This window comes from Streptomyces sp. NPDC104814 (assembly GCF_055583185.1).
In genome coordinates, this window is sequence record NZ_JBVJOL010000004.1 from 323,937 (window position 1) to 342,377 (window position 18,441).

Consider the following 18,441-nt stretch of genomic DNA (forward strand, 5'->3'; position numbering starts at 1 on the left):
CGCCCCTCAGCGGCAGTCGAGCAGGCCCGCCTTGCGCTTGGCGTCGAGCACCCGGCGCACCGCGGCGTCCACCTTGGCCCGGAACGACGCGTCCTTGTGCATCCGGGCCTGCAGCGCCTGTGCCATCGGGGGCACGGTGCTCGGCCGCACGGTGAGGACCATGTCTCCCCCGGCCGCGACGAAGTTCACGGCCCGCTGAGCCGGGGTGAAGGAGTGGACCGCGACCGCGTTGCCGAGGTCGTCCGAGATGACCACGCCCTTGAAGCCCAGCTGGCCGCGCAGCAGGTGCTCGATGACCGTCGGCGAGAAGGCCGCCAGGTGGTTGCGGTCGATCCTGGTGTAGATGGCCGACGAGATCATCACGAACGGCGCCCCGGCGCGGATCCCGGCACGGAAGGGCGTGAGGCTGGAACTGTTGGCGGTCGTCACGGAGTCCACCACGTTCGCCGTGGTGTCGGTGTTGCCGATCACGTGGCCCAGCCCGGGGAAGTGCTTGAACGTCGTCATGACGCCCGACTGCGCGAAGCCGGCGGCGAAAGCGGCCGTGTGCGTGGTGACCGTGTCCGCGGTGTGGCCGTACTCCCGCTGGAAGGATCCGATGGGGATGTTACGGGTGCCCAGGGAAGCCGGGACCACGTCGGCGACCGGCGCCAGATTCAGGTTCACACCGGCGGCCTTGAGCTCCTTGGCCCACGCGGCGGCCTGGCTGCGCAGCGTCGCGGTCGACCAGCCGCCCTGCGTCAGGCCACTGGGCATCGCCGAGAAGCCGGGGCCCTTGAGGACCTGGACGCGGCCGCCCTCCTGGTCGGTCGAGACCAGAAGGCCGACCTGCCGGCCGGCGACCCGGTCCGCCTGGCCCCGGAAACCGTCGACGAGCTTTCTGGTGGCCGCCGTACCGGCGGTGCTCCGGCCGGTCAGCATGACGGACCCCACGTGGTTGGCCCGCAGAGTGGCCAGTTGGGCCGGGTCGGGGCCGGAGGCGGAGACGCCCCCCATGAGGAGTTGCCCGGCCCGCTGGGCCGCGGTCATCCCGGCCAGGTAACGGTCGGTGCAGGTGGGGGCGGAAGCGGACGGCGCCGCCCGGGCCGTGGCCGCGGGTGTGGCACTGCGGGTGCCGGCACCGGTACTGCTCCGGCCGGGCGCCGGACTGACGCCGGTCGGGGCTTGGGTGCCCTGGCCGGAGCTGACGGGCCGGGGGGAGTCGGCCTGTGCCCCTGACGTGGACGACGCACCACAGCCCGTGACGGCGAGTGCCAGGGTGACCAGCGAAACTCCGGTGCGCAGGGCTGTGCCGCGGCGGCCCGTGGGCCGCTGCCGGACGCGTAGTGTCATGTTTCGTCTCCCGGGATGGGCGGGCCCGGGCCGCCTCCGGCCGCGTGCCGCCGCCGCCTCCGGCCGGGGCCGCGCAGCCGCTTCCGTCACGGCGAGCCCGGCTTGCTGCCTCCGTCACACCGTACGCTGCGGGGGATGCGTTCGCCCCCCGGCGGACGGCTAGCCGAGGAAGGACAACCGCACCTGCCGGTGCGGGTTGTCCTTGTTGGTGTCGACCAGGCACACCGACTGCCAGGTGCCCAGCTCCAGCCGGCCGTCGATGACCGGAAGCGTGGCGTGGGGCGGGACGAGGGCCGGCAGGACGTGGTCGCGGCCGTGGCCGGGGCTGCCGTGACGGTGCTGCCAGCGGTCGTCGGCGGGCAGGAGCGTGTGCAGCGCGGCGAGGAGGTCGTCGTCGCTGCCGGAGCCCGTCTCGAGCACGGCGATCCCGGCCGTCGCGTGCGGCACGAAGACATTGAGCAGACCGTCGCGCCCGGCGGCCGCCTCGCGCAGGAAGGCCTCGCAGTCGCCGGTGAGGTCGACGACGGCCTCCCGGGAGCCGGAGGACACGTTCAGCACTCGGGTGGTGAAGGCATCGGACATGGAGTCATCCTCACCCATCGGTCCGCTTTCATGCCGAATGAACCGCCCGACTGGTGAAACCGCCGTCCAGTCGGCGAGACGCCCGTTGACCTCGGCATGCCTGCTGGCTACCTTCGTGCGCATGTTGCGTACAGCCCTGCTCACCACGCGCGGTCACATCGACCTGCTGCGGGTGGCCTCCGCCGCGTGTCACCGCGGCTGCTGACGCCTTCTCACCTCCTCACCCCCGCCTGACGCTCCGCTGAAGCGGATCGCCGAGTCAGGCGCATCCGCGCACACCTCTCTGCGGTCTCACCGCTGCCTGCCCTGGAGCATCCATGAGCATCAGCCATGCCCCACCGGACTCTCCACAGACGGATATTTCCGGTATATCCGTCAGCAACGCCTCGCTCGACCTCGTCCCCCTCGTCCCGTCCTCCTCCCGGCGCACCCGTGTCCCCCGCTGGCTGCGTCGCACCGCCGGACCGCTCCTGCTGCTGGCGCTCTGGCAACTCCTCAGCTCCACCGGCGCACTGCCCGCCGATGTGCTCGCCTCTCCGGGGCGCATCGCGCAGGTCGGCCGGGATCTGATCGCCGACGGATCGCTGCCCTCGGCCATGGGCACGTCCCTGCAGCGCGTGGCCGCCGGACTGCTGCTCGGGGCGGTCGTCGGCACCGGACTCGCCCTGGTCTCCGGGCTGTTCCGGATCGGCGAGGACCTGGTGGACGCGCCGGTGCAGATGCTGCGGACCGTGCCGTTCGTCGGCCTCATCCCGCTGTTCATCATCTGGTTCGGCATCGGCGAGGCACCGAAGATCGCCATCATCACGCTCGGCGTGACCTTCCCGCTGTACCTCAACGTGTACGCCGGAATCCGCGGTGTGGACGCCCAGTTGATCGAGGCCGGCGAGTCGCTGGGCCTGTCGCGGCGGGGCCTCGTGCGGCACGTGGTACTGCCGGGCGCGCTGCCCGGGGCCATGACCGGACTGCGCTACTCCCTGGGCATCGCCTGGCTCGCGCTGGTCTTCGCCGAACAGGTCAACGCCGACTCCGGCATCGGGTTCCTGATGGTGCAGGCGCGCGACTTCCTGCGCACCGACGTGATCGTGGTCTGCCTCATCGTCTACGCCTTCCTCGGCCTGCTCGCCGACTTCGTCGTCCGTTCCCTCGAAAGGCTGCTGCTGCAATGGCGACCGACGTTCACGGGCCGCTGACCGCGCGCTCGGCGATCCGCGTCGAGGGGCTCACCCGCTCCTTCGACGGCCGCAAGGTCATCGACGATCTGCGTCTCGACGTGGCGCCCGGCGAGTTCGTCGCCCTGCTCGGCCGCAGCGGCTGCGGCAAGTCCACCCTGCTGCGCATCCTCGCCGGCCTCGACCGCGACATCGAGGGCACCGTACTGGTCCCGCGCCGCAAGGCCGTCGCCTTCCAGGCGCCCCGGCTGATGCCCTGGAAGAAGGTGTGGCGCAACGTCCTGCTCGGACTGCCGGGCAAGCCCGAACGAGCCGTGGCACAGCGGGCGTTGGAGGAGGTCGGTCTCGGGCACCGCTCGGACGCCTGGCCCAAGACGCTCTCCGGAGGCGAGGCCCAGCGCGCCTCACTCGCCCGCGCCCTGGTGCGCGAGCCCGATCTGCTGCTGCTGGACGAGCCGTTCGGCGCACTCGACGCGCTCACCCGGATCACGGCACAGCGCCTGGTGGGCGAGTTGTGGCAGCGGCGCGGCTGCGCGGTGCTGCTCGTCACGCACGACGTCGAGGAGGCCGTCCTGCTGGCCGACCGCGTCCTGGTCATGGACGACGGTGTCATCGCGCACGAGCACCGCATCGGCCTCGACCGTCCGCGTGACATCACCGACCCGCGCTTCGCCGAACTGCGCGCCGCGCTCCTGGAACGCCTCGGCGTCGACACCGCAGCCGAAGCCGCCTGACCCATCCCCTTCGAAGGCGCGCAGACCTGCCCGCGCCTTCATGAACAGACAAGAACGGAACCCTGATGCGACGACGTCTCGTCCCCGCCGCGCTGCTCCTGCCCCTCGCACTCCTGCTCTCCGCCTGCGGCGGCACCTCCGCCGCGCAGGCGGGCGGTGGCGGCACCGACGGCAAGGGCTCCCTCACGCTGAACGTCGGCGACCAGAAGGGCGGTTCCGAGGCCGTCCTGCGCGCCGCCGGAGAGCTCAAGGACCTCGACTACAAGATCAAGTGGTCCACCTTCACCTCCGGCCCGCCGCTGCTGGAGGCCGTGAACGCCCGGGCCGTGGACATCGGGGGCGTCGGCAACACCCCGCCGGTCTTCGCGGCCGGTGCGGGCTCGAAGATCACGGTGGTGGCCGCCTGGCACGGCACGTCCAAGGGCGACACCATCCTCGTACCGAACGACTCGAAGCTGAGCAGCCCGCGGCAGCTGAAGGGGCGCTCGGTGGCCGTGGCGCAGGGCTCCTCCGCGCACTACCAACTGGTCGCGTCCCTGAAGAAGGCCGGACTCACTCTCGGCGACGTGAAGGTCAAGTACCTCCAGCCCGCCGACGCGCTGGCCGCCTTCACCTCCGGCAAGGTCGACGCATGGGCGGTGTGGGACCCGTACTCCTCGCAGGTGCTGCAGGGCAAGCGAGGGCGGGTGCTGACCACCGGGGACGGCATCACCAACGGGCTGACCTTCCAGGTGGCCGCGCCGGACGCCCTGAAGGACCCGAAGAAGGCGGCGGCGATCAAGGACTTCCTCGAGCGGCTGCGGCGCGCCCAGGACTGGGTGTACGCGCACCCCGAGGAGTGGGCGAAGGAGTGGGCGAAGGACACCGGGCTGCCCTACGAGGTGGCGCTGGCAGCCGTGAAGCGCACCTACGGCACCCGGGTGCCGGTCGCCGTCGACAAGCCGCTGATCGCCTCCGAGCAGCAGATCGTGGACACCTTCGCCGGCCTGAAGCTGATCCCGCACGCGGTGAACTTCGGCGACTTCACCGACACCCGGTTCAACGGCACCCTGCCGCCGTCGACGTCGGCGCCCCGGCCCTCGAAGGAGTCCTGAGACGACGGCCTGCCGGCGCCGACGGGTGGGTACCTGCCCGTGGGGTGGCCGGCGGCACGGGGGCTGCCGCAGGGGAAGATCCACGACCGCGCGAACGTTAGTAGAAACGTGAACGAACTGCGCGAGGTCGAGGTCGTCGTCGTGGGCGCCGGGCAGGCGGGCCTGTCCGGCGCCTACCACCTGCGCCGCACCGGCTTTTCACCGGAGCGGGACTTCGTGGTGCTGGACCACTCCCCCGCCCCGGGCGGCGCGTGGCAGTTCCGCTGGCCGTCGCTGACGTACGGCAAGGTGCACGGGATGCACGCGCTGCCGGGCATGGAACTGACCGGCGCGGATCCCGCGCGGCCGTCGTCGCAGGTGATCGGCGAGTACTTCACGGCGTACGAGCGCGCCTTCGATCTGCGGGTGCGGCGCCCGGTCGATGTGACGGCCGTACGGGAGGGGACGGACGGGCGGCTGCTCGTCGAGACCTCCGGCGGCATGTGGGCGACGCGTGCGCTGATCAACGCCACCGGCACCTGGGACCGGCCGTTCTGGCCGCGCTACCCCGGCCAGGAGACCTTCCTCGGGCAGCAGCTCCACACGGCGCGGTATCCGGGGCCCGAGTGGTTCGCGGGGCGGCGCGTCGTGGTGGTCGGCGGGGGCGCCTCCGGCACCCAGCACCTGCTGGAGCTGGCCCCCTACGCGGCGGCCACCACCTGGGTCACCCGGCGGCCGCCGGTCTTCCGCGACGGCCCCTTCGACCAGGAGGCGGGCCGCGCGGCGGTCGCGCTGGTGGAGGAGCGGGTGCGGCAGGGGCTGCCGCCGCGCAGCGTCGTGTCGGTCACCGGCCTGCCACTGAACGACGCGATACGGCAGGGCATCGCCGACGGCGTCCTGAACCGTCAGCCGATGTTCGACCGGATCACTCCGCAGGGTGTGGAGTGGCAGGACGGACGGCGGGTGGAGGCAGACGTCATTCTGTGGGCGACCGGGTTCCGGCCGGCGATCGACCACCTCACGCCGCTGCGGCTGCGCGAGCCGGGCGGCGGCCTCCGCGTCGAGGGCACGCGCGCCGTCGCCGATCCCCGGGTCCATCTCGTCGGCTACGGCCCGTCGGCCAGCACGATCGGCGCGAACCGGGCCGGACGCGCGGCCGTACGGGACATCCGACGGCTGCTGGCCGAGCGGGACGCGCAGCCGGTGGCGGCCTGACGCGCCGGAGGGCCCTGCCCCGCTCGCTCAGTGTCCGCCGGCCCGCTGTGCGCGGTTGAACTCGGCCACGTTGCGCTGGTGTTCGGCGTAGTCGGCGGTGAAGCGGGTGTCCCCGGGCTTGACCGTGACGAAGTACAGCCAGTCGCCCGCCGGGGGGTTGATCGCCGCCCGCATGGCGTCCGCGCCGGGGTTGTCGATCGGCGTGGGCGGCAGACCCATGCGCTGGTAGGAGTTGTAGGGGCTGTCCAGCCGGGTGTCGGCGGTCGTCGTGCGCAGGGTGGAGCGGCCCAGTGCGTAGTTGAGGGTGGAGTCCATCTGCAGCGGCATGCCCCGCTCCAGCCGGTTGAGGACGACCCGGGCCACCTTGCCCATGTCCTCCTTGGTCGCGGCCTCGGCCTGCACGATGCTGGCGATGGTGACCGCCTGGTAGGCGTTCATCGCGTTGCGCTGCGCGCCCGCGGCGACGGGGGCGCCGTTGAACTTCCGGTTCGCGGTGTCGACCATCGTCGCGAGCACCTGCTCCGGCGTCGTCGTCCCCTTGTCCCCCAGCGGGTACGTCGCCGGGTAGAGGTAGCCCTCCGGGTTGCCGCCGGCATCGCTCGGCAGCTTCAGCCGGGCCTTGGCCAGGGATTTGCGCGTGCTGCCCGGCGGCAGGGCGAGGGCCTTGTCGACGGCGTCGTAGACCTGGGCGGCGCGCCAGCCCTCGGGGACGACCAGGGTGGCGGTCGGGCCCGTGCCGCCGCTCAGGATCAGCAGCGGTACCGCCACGACCGTGGCGGCGACGACGGCTCCGGCGGCGATGAGGACGAGACGGCCGCGACGGGTCAGCCGGATCGCTCCGCCGGTGTGCCCCCTGCCCGTCCGTGCCGCGCCCGTCCGCGCCGCACCCGTCCTGCCCCCGGCGCTCCCCGAGCCGCTCGCCGCCGTCGCGCTCCCCGTCCTGCGTCGCCGAGTGTTCATCTGCATGCGGGCACGGTAACCCGCATATCACCGCAAACCCGGCAAAACCTCCCGGAGGTCAGCTCGTCGGCTCCAGACGGGCGTCCCGGCGGACCAGGGCCGCGTACCGGCCCTCCAGTTCCAGCAGTTCGTCGTGCGTGCCGCGCTCGGCCACACGGCCCGAGTCGAGGACGACGATCTGGTCGGCGCCGCGGATCGTGGAGAGCCGGTGGGCGATGGTGAGCGTGGTGCGGTCGGCGGACAGGGCGTCGATGGCCTGCTGCACGGCGGCCTCGGTGCGGGTGTCCAGGGCGCTGGTGGCCTCGTCGAGGATGAGCACCGGAGGATCGCGCAGGATGGTGCGGGCGATGGCCAGGCGCTGCTTCTCGCCGCCCGAGAAGCGGTGGCCGCGCTCACCGACGACCGTGTCGTAGCCGTCGGGCAGGGACATGATGTGGTCGTGGATCTGGGCCGCGCGGGCGGCGGCGTGCAGTTCGTCGTCGGTGGCGTCCGGCTTGGCGAAGCGCAGGTTGTCGGCGACGGAGGCGTGGAAGAGGTACGTCTCCTGCGAGACGACGCCGACCGCCCGGGCGAGGGTGTCGAAGTCGAGGTCGCGCACGTCGACACCGTCGAGGGTGACCCGGCCGCCGGTCACGTCGTACAGCCGGGGCACCAGGTAGCCGAGGGTGGACTTGCCGGCGCCGGTCGGTCCGACGACGGCGAGGCTGCCGCCGGCCGGGACGGTGAGGTCGACGCCGTCGAGGACCGGACGGGTCTGGTCGTCCTGGGGGTCGTAGCGGAAGGTGACGTCCTCGAAGCGGACCTCGCCCTTGACCTGGTCGAGGTGGACCGGGTCGGCGCGCTCGGTGATGTCGACGGGCAGGTCCAGGTATTCGAAGATGCGCTGGAAGAGCGCGAGGGAGGTCTGGATCTGCACGCCCGTCGACAGCAGGCTGACGGTCGGCCGGAACAGCCCCTGCTGGAGGGAGACGAAGGCGACGATCGTGCCGATGGAGACGTCGGGACCGCCCGCCCGGAGGGCGAGACCGGCGGTCCAGTAGATGACGGCGGGCATGGCCGCCATGACGATCGTGATGACGGCCATGCGCCAGCGGCCGGCCATGTTGGACCGCACCTCCAGGCCGACCAGAGCCTCGGACTCCTCGGCGAAGGACGCGGTCAGCGAGTCGGAGCGGCCCATGGTGCGGCCGAGCAGGATGCCGCTGACCGACAGGGACTCGGTGACCGTGGCGGCCATGGCGGCCATCTGCTTCTGGCGCTGGGTGGTGATCTTCCGGCGCTCCTTGCCGACGCGGCGGCTGATCCACACGAACACCGGCAGCAGGAGCAGCGAGACGACGGTGAGCCGCCAGTCGAGCGCGATCATCGCGACGACGGTGGCGACGACGCTGGTGAAGTTGGAGACCAGGGAGGTGGCGGTGGAGGTCACGGTCGCCTGCATGCCGCCGATGTCGTTGGCGATGCGGGACTGCACCTCGCCGGTGCGGGTGCGGGTGAAGAACGCGAGCGACATGCGCTGCAGGCGGCCGTAGACGGCGGTGCGCAGGTCGTGCATGACGCGCTGGCCGACGGTGGTGGAGATCAGGGTCTGCAGCACGCCGAAGACGCTGGTGAGGACGGCGCTGACGATCATGCCGAGGGCGAGCAGGCTGAGCAGCCCGGTGCGTCCCTGGGGGATCGCGACGTCCAGGGTCTCCTTCAGCAGGAACGGCGTGGCGACCGAGACGAGCGAGGAGGCGCCGACGAGGAGGCCGACGACCGCGAGCCGCCCGCGGTACGGGCGGAAGAGGCGCAGGATCCGGCGGACCTGCCGGGGCTGCGACGCCGCGTCGGCGGGTGGGGTCCAGGAGGGGGCGTGATCGGGGTGCATGGGCTCCTACGGAGGGTGGGACGGGTGGGCCGGCGGGGTGGACGAGGCTGCCGGGCGGGCGGGTGCCCTGCGGCGCGGCGCACGGAACCCGGCCGGACGGACCATAGCTCATTGTTACCTAGACTCACAATGAACTACGTCCTGATATTGTTCCCGGCATGACCTCGCCCGACCCCGACGGCCTGCTCGCCGAGCAGTTGCTGCGGCTCACCCGCCGGGTGCACCGCATCCAGAAGCGCCATCTGCACGCGCGCGACCTGGGCATCACCCCGGCCCAGTCCCGCCTGCTGCGCACCCTCGCGCACTACAGCACGCCGCCGCGCATGGCCGACCTCGCCGAACGTCTCGAGGTCGTGCCGCGCGCGGTCACGACGCTGGTGGACGCCCTGGAGACGAGCGGCCGGGTGCGCCGGGCCCCGGATCCGGCCAATCGCCGCGTGACCCGCATCGAACTGACGGATGCGGGCCGCGCGACGCTCCGCGAACTCCACACGGCCCGCCGCTCGGCGGCCGAGGAGATCCTGGCCCCGCTGACCAAGGAGCAGCGGGAGGTGTTCGGGGAGCTGCTGGACGCGTTGATCGACGGGGGCCCGGCGGAGCGCTGCTGACGAGCGGCCCCGCGGCTCAGCAGCCGTCGCGGTCCTCCACGAGCACCCCCTGACGGGTCATGAGGGTCTTGTCGTAGCAGCCGTCCGAGCCGTACAGCCGGTAGCGTTCGCGGCTCGTCCCGACCGCGTGACGCTGGTCGCGCGGCACGTTCATCGTGTACGCGGCGTCCCCGGTCCAGGTGTCGTCGAACCGGGACCACGCCGTGTGCCGTCCGCCGCGGGTCTCGTCGGCGGCGGCACGGTCGCCCATCGTGAGCACGGTGCGCAGCCGGTCGTCCGCGCCGATGGTGATGGTGCCGTCCATCGTGTACGTCCGGCGGGTGTGCGTGGTGCGGGCAGGACCGCGCCCGTCCGCGGTCACCGTCTCGTCGTCCGTCCAGGTCGCGTCCAGGCCGTCGACGGTCTCGCCGTCGTTCCAGCGGTGCGCGGAGGTGTTCGCGAGGACGCGGTCGACGGTGGTCGTCACCCGGCCGTGCGAGGTGTCCAGGTAACCGGTGACGGTGAGGCGGTGCCCGCCGCGGGTGTCCACCCGGTGCTCCGAACCGGGCGTGTACACCGAGGAATCGGCGAGATCACCCGCGCGGTGCACGGTGAGTCCCCCGCTGAGCTGCGCCTTCCCGGCGTCCTGCCAGACAAGGACGTTGACCGGCGTGCTCCAGCCGGCCTGCCCCGCGGGCACCCCGGCGACGGAGACCTCCACGCGGTGCGGACGCCCGTCGTCGAGCAGACCGGCGAACGGGGTCAGGTCGTACGTGATCGGCTTGACGTCGAAGGCACGCGGGCCGGGGACGACGTACCAGAGGAACGGGTTGGACCAGCCGCCGGTCCACACCGTCGGGAACGGGGCGGCGATGCCGGCCAGTTGTCCGTCGACGGAGATCTGGACCTCGCGGTACGGCCCCTCGCCCGCCTTGCACGAGTAGGGCGCCGCGTCCGGGACCGTCAGATACCAGAACTCCTCGCAGCCGCCGCCCGATCCGGTGGCGTACACCTCGGCGAGGACGCGCTCGCTGTTGCGCGGGGTGGTGAGTGTGGCGCCGTCCGTGAGGGTCAGGACGCGGTCGGGGGCGCGCTCGGCGGGGACACCGGTGGAGAAGGTGAGGGTGACCTTGACGTCGATGACGCCGGTGTAGGTGTCGTCGACGACGTTGCCGATGAGCATCTCGACGTCCTGTGCGCTGCGGAAGGTGTCGCTGTAGCGCGTGACGTCCTTCTCGACCGACCAGGTGATGCCGTCGGGCGACGGCTCCGGCGTCGAGGTGCGCAGGACCTCCACGCCGCCGACGTGCAGATACCCCAGCCGGTCGAACTGCCGGCCCTTCACCTTGCCGTCGAGCTTCAGCACGACCTTGCTCCAGCGCTGTCCGCACCCGGCGGGCGGGGTGTACCGGCCCCGGTAGGGCGTGAAGTCGCGGAACTGCGTCTCGGCGAGGGTGACCTGGCAGGACCGGGAGTGCGGCCGGGTGACGGGCGGGGCGGCGGTGACCGGGTCGTGCCAGTCGGTGCCGAACTCGGCGGGCACGTCTGCGCCCGGCACCGCGGCGGCGCTCCGCGCGGGACGCACGGTGGGTTGCGCCGCGTCCGCCGGGGTGGCCGCCGAGAGGAGGGTGCTCGCCAGGAGGGTCGCTCCGGTGAGCATGGACATGATGATCCGACGTCTCATGGCCGGTCTTTCTACGGGGTCCGCGCCCACCCCGCAATGGGGCGTCGGCGCCCCGGCGGGCCGGCGAGACGCCGCCCGGGACCTCGGCGGGCCGGCGAGACGCCGCCCGGGGCCCCGGCGGGCCGGGGAGACGCCGACTGGGGCCCCGGCGGGCCCTGCAGACGCCGCCTAGGCGAGCAGGTCCTCCTTGTCCCCCATCACCACCACCGGATGACGCGCCGGGTCGATGGTGCGCAGCAGGTACTCCATGGCCTCCTGGGACAGCGTGACGCACGCCGACGTACCGCTGCCGTGGTCCATGTGCAGCCAGATGCTGCCGCCCTTGTTCTCCCCCTGCGGCCGGGTCGGGTCGTTCGGCGAGGTGCCCTTGACGCGGTTGTAGTCGATGGCGATGACGTAGTCGAAGTCGTGCCAGGCGCTCTTGCCCCAGGTGTGCGGCGCGGCGAACGAGGCGGAGCGGCTGTACGGCAGCTTGGCCCCGGGGTCGGGCAGCACCCCGCCCGCGTCGCTCAGCGTGAACACACCCACCGGGGTGCGGTTGTCGCCCTCGTGGTGGTCGAGGGTCCAGCCCCTCTTGCCGTTGTGCGCCGGCCAGCTGCGCACCCGCTCCCAGACGGAACCACGCCGGTCGTAGAGGACCACCGTGGCGCCGGGCGCGTCCTTGCCGTCGCCGTAGACCGCGACCACCTGGCGGGATTCGGCCGGGATGCGGCGCCGCAGCCGGTCACCGACCCCGGGGATGCGGGTCGGGTCCGCGCTGGGCCCGGCGGCCGATGGGCCTGACTCCCCGTCAGGACCGCCGCCTGCTCCCGAACCGCCGCACGCGGTCAGCGTTCCCAGGGTCAGGGCGCACATCGCGGCGGTCGCCGCCGTCGTCCGCCGTATCACTCCATTGGCGCTGTCTCGCATCGGTCCATGATGGCACCGCCGTTGCGCGGGCCCAGTGGCCGGGGGTGTCCGGCCGCGTGGAAAACCGTTTGATTCCGACCACGCTGCGGCGTCAACCTGTCACGGTTTGCTGCGCCGTCCGCCGGCCGCCGCTCGGCCTGCCGCGCAGCCGGTCACCGTCCATCCCGCGACCATCCGCCCCCTGACACGAGCCACTGGGACGTCATGCAGATTCACGACCTTCCGTATTCCGACCCGGGCGTGCCCGACGCACGCTCGGGGCCCCGATTCCTGTGGTGGCTCGGCCGGAACCAGCTGGGCGGTCAGCTGAAGGCGCTGGCCTGGGGGCTGGTGCACTTCGTGGCCGTCTCCGCGCTGCCCTTCTGCGTCGGGTTCGCCGTCCAGGCCGTCGTGGACCGCTCCGGTGCCCGGCTGGCGCTGGCCGGCGGGGTGCTCGCCCTGTGCGGCGCGGCCACCGCGCTCGGCGACACCTTCCTGCACCGGGCCGCGGTCACCAACTGGATCACGGCCGCCGCCCGCGTCCAGCAACTGCTGGCCCGCAAGGCCGCCGAGCTCGGCGCGGCCCTGACCCGGCGGGTCGCCGCCGGTGAGATCGTCACCGTGTCCACCGCGGACGTGGAGAAGATCGGCTGGTTCGTGGAGGCCGTGTCCCGGTTCACCGCGGCGGCGCTGACCGTCGTGGCGGTCTGCGTCGGCCTGGCCGTCTACCAGCCCGCCCTCGGTGTGGCCGTCGCGGTCGGCCTGCCGGTGCTCACGCTGGCCGTGCTCCCCCTGCTGCCCGCGGCCACCCGGCGCGCGGACGAGCAACGCGAGAAGGCCGGGCGCGCCACCGAACTGGCCTCGGACACCGTGGCCGGACTGCGGGTGCTGCGCGGCATCGGCGGCGAGGAGCTGTTCCTGCGCCGCTACCGCCGCGCCTCGCAGGAGGTCCGCCGCGCCGCCGTGCGCAGCGCCCGCATGTGGTCGCTGATCGCGGCCCTTCAGGTGCTGCTGCCCGGCCTGCTCCTCATCGGCGTCGTCGCCTACGGCGTCCACCTCGCCCGGCAGGGCCGGATCACCGTCGGCGAACTCGTCACCGTCTACAGCTCGGTCATGGTCCTCGCGTATCCGCTGCGGCACTTCGAGGAGATCGCCATGGCGTACTCCTTCTCCAAGCCGTCGGCGAAGCGCGCCGCCCGCGTGCTGTCCCTGGAACGGGCCGTGGCCGCGGACGGGTCGCGCACGCCCCGACCACCCACCGGTGGTCCGCACGACGCGGCGGCCGGCCATGTGCCCGGCCCGGCCACCGGTGATCGGCACGCCCGGTCCACCGGTGATCTGCGCGCCCAGTCCACCGGTGATCTGCACGACCCGGCGACCGGGTTGACCGCGCCCGGCGGACGGCTCACGGCTGTCGTGTGCGGCGACCCGGACGCGGCGGGCCGGCTCGCCGAACGGCTCGGCGGCCACGCCACCGAGGAGGGCCCGTCGGTACGGCTGGGGGGCGTCCCCCTCGACGAACTGCCGCTCGCCGCCGCCCGTACGGCCGTCCTCGTGCAGGACAAGGACCCGGTACTGCTGTCCGGGACCCTGCGCGAGCTGCTGGACGTGCCGTCCTCCGGTGCCGTCTCTGCGCGGGCCGCGCTGACGGCCGCCCAGTGCGACGACGTGCTGCAGGCGCTGGTGCAGGGGTCGCTCGACGCGGCGGACCCGATGGACGCTCGTATCACCGAGCGCGGCCGGTCCCTGTCCGGCGGCCAGCGCCAGCGCCTCGCCCTCGCCCGCTCCCTGGTCACCGATCCGGACGTGCTCGTCCTGGACGAGCCGACCTCGGCCGTCGACTCGCACACCGAGGCGCGGATCGCCGAGGGCGTGGGCCGGCTGCGCGCCGGCCGCACCACGGTGGTGTTCACCTCCTCTCCCCTGCTGCTGGACCGTGCCGACCAGGTCGTCCTGGTGCACGAGGGCCGGGTCGCGGCGGTCGGGGCGCACCGGGAGCTGGTGCACAGCGAACCGCGGTACCGGGCGGTGGTGACGCGGGAGACCGGCGAGGAGACCGAGGCGCTCGGTGCCCTCGGTACGACGCTCGAGCGTGACCTGGGCGTACTGGAAGAACTGCGAGAGATCGAGGAGACCGCATGATCGGCGTGGCGCCACCGGCGTACGACCCGGCGGCCCCGACGACGGCGACCACCTTGCCCGTCGGCGCCCCCGCCACCGTCCGCGCCTACGTGGCCGAACTGTTCCGCCGGCACCGCCGCGCCTTCCTGCTGCTCATCGGGGTCAACACGGTCGCGGTCGTCGCCTCCATGGTGGGCCCGTGGCTGCTGGGCGACCTCGTCGAGCGCGTCTCGCGGAAGGCGGCGGACCTCCCTCTCACCCGCGTGGCGGTCCTGTTCGTCCTGGCCCTCGCCGTGCAGGCCGTCTTCGTCCGGCAGGTACGGCTGCGCGGCGCGATGCTCGGCGAGCGGATGCTGGCGGACCTGCGTGAGGACTTCCTCGTCCGTTCGGTCGCCCTGCCGCCCGGCGTGCTCGAACGCGCCGGCACCGGCGACCTGCTCTCCCGGATCACCACGGACATCGACCGGCTGGCCAACGCCATGCGCGAGGCCGTGCCCCAGCTGGCGATCGGCGTGATGTGGACGCTGCTGCTGCTCGGCGGGCTCGTCGTCACGGCGCCGCCGCTCGCGCCGGCCGTGCTGCTGGCCCTGCCGCTGCTGATCGCCGGCTGCCGCTGGTACTTCCGCCGCGCACCGTCCGCCTACCGCTCGGAGGCCGCCGGGTACGCCGCCGTCGCCGCCGCCCTGGCGGAGACGGTGGACGCCGGGCACACCGTCGAGGCGCACCGGCTGGGCCGGCGCCGCACCGCGCTGTCGGAGCGGCGGATCAAGGAGTGGACGGCCTGGGAGCGGTACACGCTCTGGCTGCGCTCGATCCTCTTCCCGGTGATCAACGGCGTGCACGTCACCGTGCTGGGCTCGGTCCTGATGGTCGGCGGCCTCTTCGTGCTGCGGGGCTGGATCGGCGTGGGGCAGCTGACCACCGCAGCGCTGCTCGCCCAGATGCTCGTCGACCCGGTCAACCTGATCCTGCGCTGGTACGACGAGCTGCAGGTCGCCCAGGTGTCGCTGGCCCGGCTGGTCGGCGTCCGCGACATCGAGCCGGACGCCGGTGACCCGTCGCTGACCCCGGACGGCCGTGACGTGCTCGCCGACCGGGTGCACTTCGGCTATCTGGAGGGCGTGGACGTGCTGCGCGAGGTGTCGCTGCGGGTGGCGCCCGGCACCCGGCTGGCCCTCGTCGGCCCCTCGGGCGCGGGCAAGTCCACCCTGGGCCGGCTGCTGGCCGGCATCTACGGGCCCCGCACCGGCCGGGTCACCCTCGGCGACGCGGAACTGTCCCGTATGCCCGCCGAGCAGATCCGCTCCCACGTGGCCCTGGTCAACCAGGAGCACCATGTGTTCGTCGGCTCGCTGCGCGACAACCTGCTGCTGGCCCGCACCGACGCCGAGGACGCCGAGCTGTGGGCGGCGCTCGCCGCGGTCGACGCCGACGACTGGGCACGCGCCCTGGACGACGGCCTGGACACCGAGGTCGGCTCCGGTGGACTCGCGCTCACCCCGGCGCAGGCCCAGCAGATCGCGCTCGCCCGGCTGGTCCTGGCCGACCCGCACACGCTGGTCCTGGACGAGGCGACCTCCCTGCTCGACCCGCGTGCGGCCCGCCACCTCGAGCGGTCCCTGGCCCGGGTACTGGACGGGCGCACGGTCGTCGCCATCGCACACCGGCTGCACACGGCGCACGACGCCGACGTCATCGCCGTCGTCGAGAACGGCCGGATCAGCGAGCTGGGCAGCCACGAAGCCCTCGTCGCCGCCGACGGCGCCTACGCGGCACTCTGGCGATCGTGGCACGGCTGACCGGAACGGGGGCGGGGCCGCCGGGGGCACTGGGGGCTTGACGGGGGCGCCGGGGCACTGGGGGCTTGACAGGGGGCTGTCCGGGGCTGCCCCGCGTCGCCGGGAGCTGCCCCGCCGCCTGGGGGCACGGCCGCCGGAACCGGACGGCCGACCCGCGGGTGGCCCTGCTGGGCGAGAACACCCCAGGGCGGGGCGGGCCCGGGTCCGCCCCGGACAGCCGCCCCCGCGGGTAGCCCTGCCGCTCGGCGGTGCCACGGCCCGAGGAAGGGCTCGGTCCGCCGCGGGCGGTCGACCCGCACGAGGTCTGCCGGTCTGCGGTGTCACTGGCCGGGGTGGGCCCGGCCGCGCCCTGGACGGCCCATCCGCGGGGACCCTGTCGCTCGGGGCGTCGCAGGCCGGGCGGCCTCGGGTTCGTGCCCTGCCGGGGTCGGCCACGCGGCCCGGCGGGAAGGCGTCTGCCGTTGCGCGGTGGCAAGCCGGGGTGGAACGCTGGAAGCGGCACCGGCTCGGGAAAGGCCCGGGGACCGTCCGGCTCGTGCCGTACGCGGCCAGTGTCCCGCACCCCGGCGGGTCACGACCGGCCGCCGTGACAGCGGGCCCGTCCCCACCCCCAGGAGGTACCCGTGAACAGCGCCGATGGATGGGGAGACGACGTCTACCAGCCCGACGCGTCCGACCAGCGGGAGGACACGGGCGTGCTCGACTCCGAGGACACCCTGGAGTACGACGGCGTCGACGATCCGCTGGACCGCGGCTGGTCCCCTCCGGAGCGGCCCTGGGCGGTGGAGCACAACGGCGTGACAGCCGCGGAGCGCCGTGCCGGCGAGACCCTGGACCAGCGCCTGGCCGAGGAGCTGCCGGATCCGCCGGTGCCCGACGGCGACGGCATCGGCGACGCCGACGGTACCGACGGTGAGCCGCTGGACAACGAGGTCGGCGCCGTCCGCTCCGGCCGGCTCGTCGCCCCGGACGAGGGTGCGCACGAGGACGAGGAGGCCGCCCTGGTCGCCTCGGACGTCGGGATCGACGGCGCCGCCGCGTCCGCCGAGGAGGCCGCGATGCACATCGTCGACGAGGACGCCCTCTCCGGCTGACCCCGCAGCGCGCCCGGGTCCCGCGCCGCCGCGCCCTGCCTTCCCCGACCTTCGTACGCCCACCCCGAGGAGCCGCCATGCAGCAGGACAAGCACCCCGACTACCACCCGGTCGTCTTCCGCGACCGTGCCGCCGGCTACGCCTTCCTGACCCGGTCCACCGCGACCAGCGACGAGACCATCGACTGGGACGACGGCCAGAGCTACCCGGTGGTGGACGTCGAGATCTCCTCCGAGAGTCACCCCTTCTACACCGGCAAGGCCCGCACCGTGGACACCGAGGGCCGCATCGCCCGCTTCGAACGGCGCTACAGCGGCGGCGAGGGCTCGTAGGGCCTGCCGTTCGGATCACCCCGGCGTCGCGGCGCAGATCCTGGGGGCGCCCCGCCGGGCCTGCTCGTGGACCAGCGGCACGGGGTGGAAGGCGTGGGCCCGATCGGCCCGGGCGGCTCAGATGAAGTTGAGGGCCGCCGCCCCGCCCACTCCCCCGAGCAGCATGAACGCCGGCATGAGCACCTTCAGCTCGACCCAGCTGCCCGCCCGGAACCGCATCATCTTGGGCGGCCCGATCGGATACCAGCGCTTGCGGCCCACCGGGATCGGCCACAGCACCGGGCACCCGGAGACGGTCAGCGCGTCCCCGATGTCGTGCACCAGCGCCCCGAGCACGATCGGCAGCCCCAGCCACAGGTACTGCTGGCCCGGGGCCGTGAACAGCCAGTCGGAGCCGTTGCCCGGCTTGTCCAGCCACCCGGCGATGATCCAGGCACTGGCGGCGGCCAGCAGCCACACCAGCACGTCGCTGCTGGACCCGCGGGCCGCCCGCCACAGCAGCCCCTCGATCGCCAGCACCATGTGGACGAAGAGGATCGCCAGCACCGCCCACCGGCCGCCCGTGATCGCCAGCGCCGAGGTGCCCGCACCGATCAGGACCGCCCACAGCCAGGTGTGGGTCAGCGTGCGGTGGCCGCCCGAGCGGCGCGCGTCCCCCTGCTTGCGGGTCGCCTTGTAGACCGCGTACGACAGCTTGTCGACGATCTCGCACAGCCCGCGCGAGATCGGACCGAAGGCCCGGGAGATCGTGGCCGCCTTGTGGTCCAGATCCGGTGCGAGCGCGGCACCGGCGCAGATCAGCGCACCCGAGAGCACCACCGGCCAGGGCATCGGATGCCCGGCCGCGGCGGCCGCCGCACCGACGCCGAGCCAGGCCGCGGCGCCCGACAGTGAGTGTGCTGGTCCCATCATGGCCGTTGCCCGCCCCATTCCTCTTCTCGCGCCGTCCAGTTGAGCGGGCGCGATGACGTTCCGTCGGCGACACAGCGTAGCGGTCG

Annotated in this window: 16 protein-coding genes; 9 read left to right on the forward strand and 7 right to left on the reverse strand. The window is 73.3% G+C overall.

What is annotated here, in order from left to right; genetic code table 11:
- Positions 1 to 6: 6 nt before the first annotated feature.
- Both ACZ64A_RS17350 and ACZ64A_RS17355 read right to left on the reverse strand, forming a co-directional pair.
- A complete protein-coding gene (locus ACZ64A_RS17350) occupies positions 7 to 1,332 on the reverse strand; it encodes a glycoside hydrolase family 3 N-terminal domain-containing protein (protein WP_469811167.1) in 1,326 nt (441 codons plus the stop codon).
- Positions 1,333 to 1,491: 159 nt separating this feature from the next.
- Positions 1,492 to 1,914 (reverse strand): secondary thiamine-phosphate synthase enzyme YjbQ, encoded by a 423-nt coding sequence (locus tag ACZ64A_RS17355; RefSeq protein WP_469811169.1) that lies wholly within the window; start codon positions 1,912 to 1,914, stop codon positions 1,492 to 1,494.
- A 317-nt stretch (positions 1,915 to 2,231) separates the two neighbouring features.
- Here ACZ64A_RS17355 and ACZ64A_RS17360 point away from each other — a divergent pair, with 317 nt between their 5' ends.
- From ACZ64A_RS17360 to ACZ64A_RS17375, 4 genes are all read left to right on the forward strand, one after another.
- On the forward strand, positions 2,232 to 3,107 hold the full coding sequence (locus tag ACZ64A_RS17360) for an ABC transporter permease (protein ID WP_469811170.1): 876 nt from the start codon (positions 2,232 to 2,234) through the stop codon (positions 3,105 to 3,107).
- The gene (locus tag ACZ64A_RS17365; RefSeq protein WP_469811171.1) at positions 3,080 to 3,820 is read left to right on the forward strand and encodes an ABC transporter ATP-binding protein; all 741 of its coding nucleotides are present in this window, start codon (positions 3,080 to 3,082) and stop codon (positions 3,818 to 3,820) included. The genes ACZ64A_RS17360 and ACZ64A_RS17365 overlap by 28 nt, the downstream gene beginning before the upstream one ends.
- A 65-nt stretch (positions 3,821 to 3,885) precedes the next feature.
- On the forward strand, positions 3,886 to 4,914 hold the full coding sequence (locus tag ACZ64A_RS17370) for an ABC transporter substrate-binding protein (RefSeq protein WP_469811172.1): 1,029 nt from the start codon (positions 3,886 to 3,888) through the stop codon (positions 4,912 to 4,914).
- Positions 4,915 to 5,022: 108 nt separating this feature from the next.
- A complete protein-coding gene (locus ACZ64A_RS17375; RefSeq protein ID WP_469811173.1) occupies positions 5,023 to 6,108 on the forward strand; it encodes an NAD(P)-binding domain-containing protein in 1,086 nt (361 codons plus the stop codon).
- 27 nt (positions 6,109 to 6,135) lie between these two features.
- Here the strand turns inward: ACZ64A_RS17375 and mltG are convergent, their stop codons facing one another.
- The gene (gene mltG / locus ACZ64A_RS17380; protein WP_469811174.1) at positions 6,136 to 7,074 is read right to left on the reverse strand and encodes an endolytic transglycosylase MltG; all 939 of its coding nucleotides are present in this window, start codon (positions 7,072 to 7,074) and stop codon (positions 6,136 to 6,138) included.
- Between the two features lie 52 nt (positions 7,075 to 7,126).
- Entirely contained in the window at positions 7,127 to 8,938 is a 1,812-nt protein-coding gene (locus ACZ64A_RS17385) for an ABC transporter ATP-binding protein (protein WP_469811175.1), read from the reverse strand.
- Positions 8,939 to 9,096: 158 nt separating this feature from the next.
- Here ACZ64A_RS17385 and ACZ64A_RS17390 point away from each other — a divergent pair, with 158 nt between their 5' ends.
- Positions 9,097 to 9,546 (forward strand): MarR family winged helix-turn-helix transcriptional regulator, encoded by a 450-nt coding sequence (locus ACZ64A_RS17390; RefSeq protein ID WP_469811176.1) that lies wholly within the window; start codon positions 9,097 to 9,099, stop codon positions 9,544 to 9,546.
- A gap of 16 nt (positions 9,547 to 9,562) precedes the next feature.
- On the opposite strand, the gene ACZ64A_RS17395 is transcribed toward ACZ64A_RS17390, so the two are convergent.
- Both ACZ64A_RS17395 and ACZ64A_RS17400 read right to left on the reverse strand, forming a co-directional pair.
- A complete protein-coding gene (locus tag ACZ64A_RS17395; RefSeq protein WP_469811177.1) occupies positions 9,563 to 11,209 on the reverse strand; it encodes a peptide-N4-asparagine amidase in 1,647 nt (548 codons plus the stop codon).
- A gap of 168 nt (positions 11,210 to 11,377) precedes the next feature.
- Positions 11,378 to 12,118 carry a L,D-transpeptidase family protein gene (locus ACZ64A_RS17400; protein ID WP_469811179.1) on the reverse strand — a complete coding sequence of 247 codons (741 nt, stop codon included), beginning with the start codon at positions 12,116 to 12,118 and terminating at the stop codon, positions 11,378 to 11,380.
- Positions 12,119 to 12,322: 204 nt separating this feature from the next.
- Here ACZ64A_RS17400 and ACZ64A_RS17405 point away from each other — a divergent pair, with 204 nt between their 5' ends.
- The 4 genes from ACZ64A_RS17405 (at position 12,323) to ACZ64A_RS17420 (ending at position 17,443) form a co-directional block, all read left to right on the forward strand.
- The gene (locus tag ACZ64A_RS17405; protein ID WP_469811180.1) at positions 12,323 to 14,239 is read left to right on the forward strand and encodes an ABC transporter ATP-binding protein; all 1,917 of its coding nucleotides are present in this window, start codon (positions 12,323 to 12,325) and stop codon (positions 14,237 to 14,239) included.
- Complete coding sequence (locus ACZ64A_RS17410) at positions 14,236 to 16,017, forward strand: ABC transporter ATP-binding protein (RefSeq protein ID WP_469811181.1); 1,782 nt, start codon at positions 14,236 to 14,238, stop codon at positions 16,015 to 16,017. The genes ACZ64A_RS17405 and ACZ64A_RS17410 overlap by 4 nt, the downstream gene beginning before the upstream one ends.
- A gap of 623 nt (positions 16,018 to 16,640) precedes the next feature.
- The gene (locus tag ACZ64A_RS17415) at positions 16,641 to 17,111 is read left to right on the forward strand and encodes a DUF5709 domain-containing protein (protein ID WP_469811183.1); all 471 of its coding nucleotides are present in this window, start codon (positions 16,641 to 16,643) and stop codon (positions 17,109 to 17,111) included.
- Between the two features lie 77 nt (positions 17,112 to 17,188).
- Positions 17,189 to 17,443, forward strand: a complete 255-nt coding sequence (locus tag ACZ64A_RS17420; protein WP_469811184.1) for a type B 50S ribosomal protein L31 — start codon at positions 17,189 to 17,191, stop codon at positions 17,441 to 17,443.
- Between the two features lie 117 nt (positions 17,444 to 17,560).
- Here ACZ64A_RS17420 and ACZ64A_RS17425 read toward each other — a convergent pair whose 3' ends face one another.
- On the reverse strand, positions 17,561 to 18,355 hold the full coding sequence (locus tag ACZ64A_RS17425; RefSeq protein ID WP_469811186.1) for a metal-dependent hydrolase: 795 nt from the start codon (positions 18,353 to 18,355) through the stop codon (positions 17,561 to 17,563).
- Between the last annotated feature and the right edge of the window lie 86 nt (positions 18,356 to 18,441).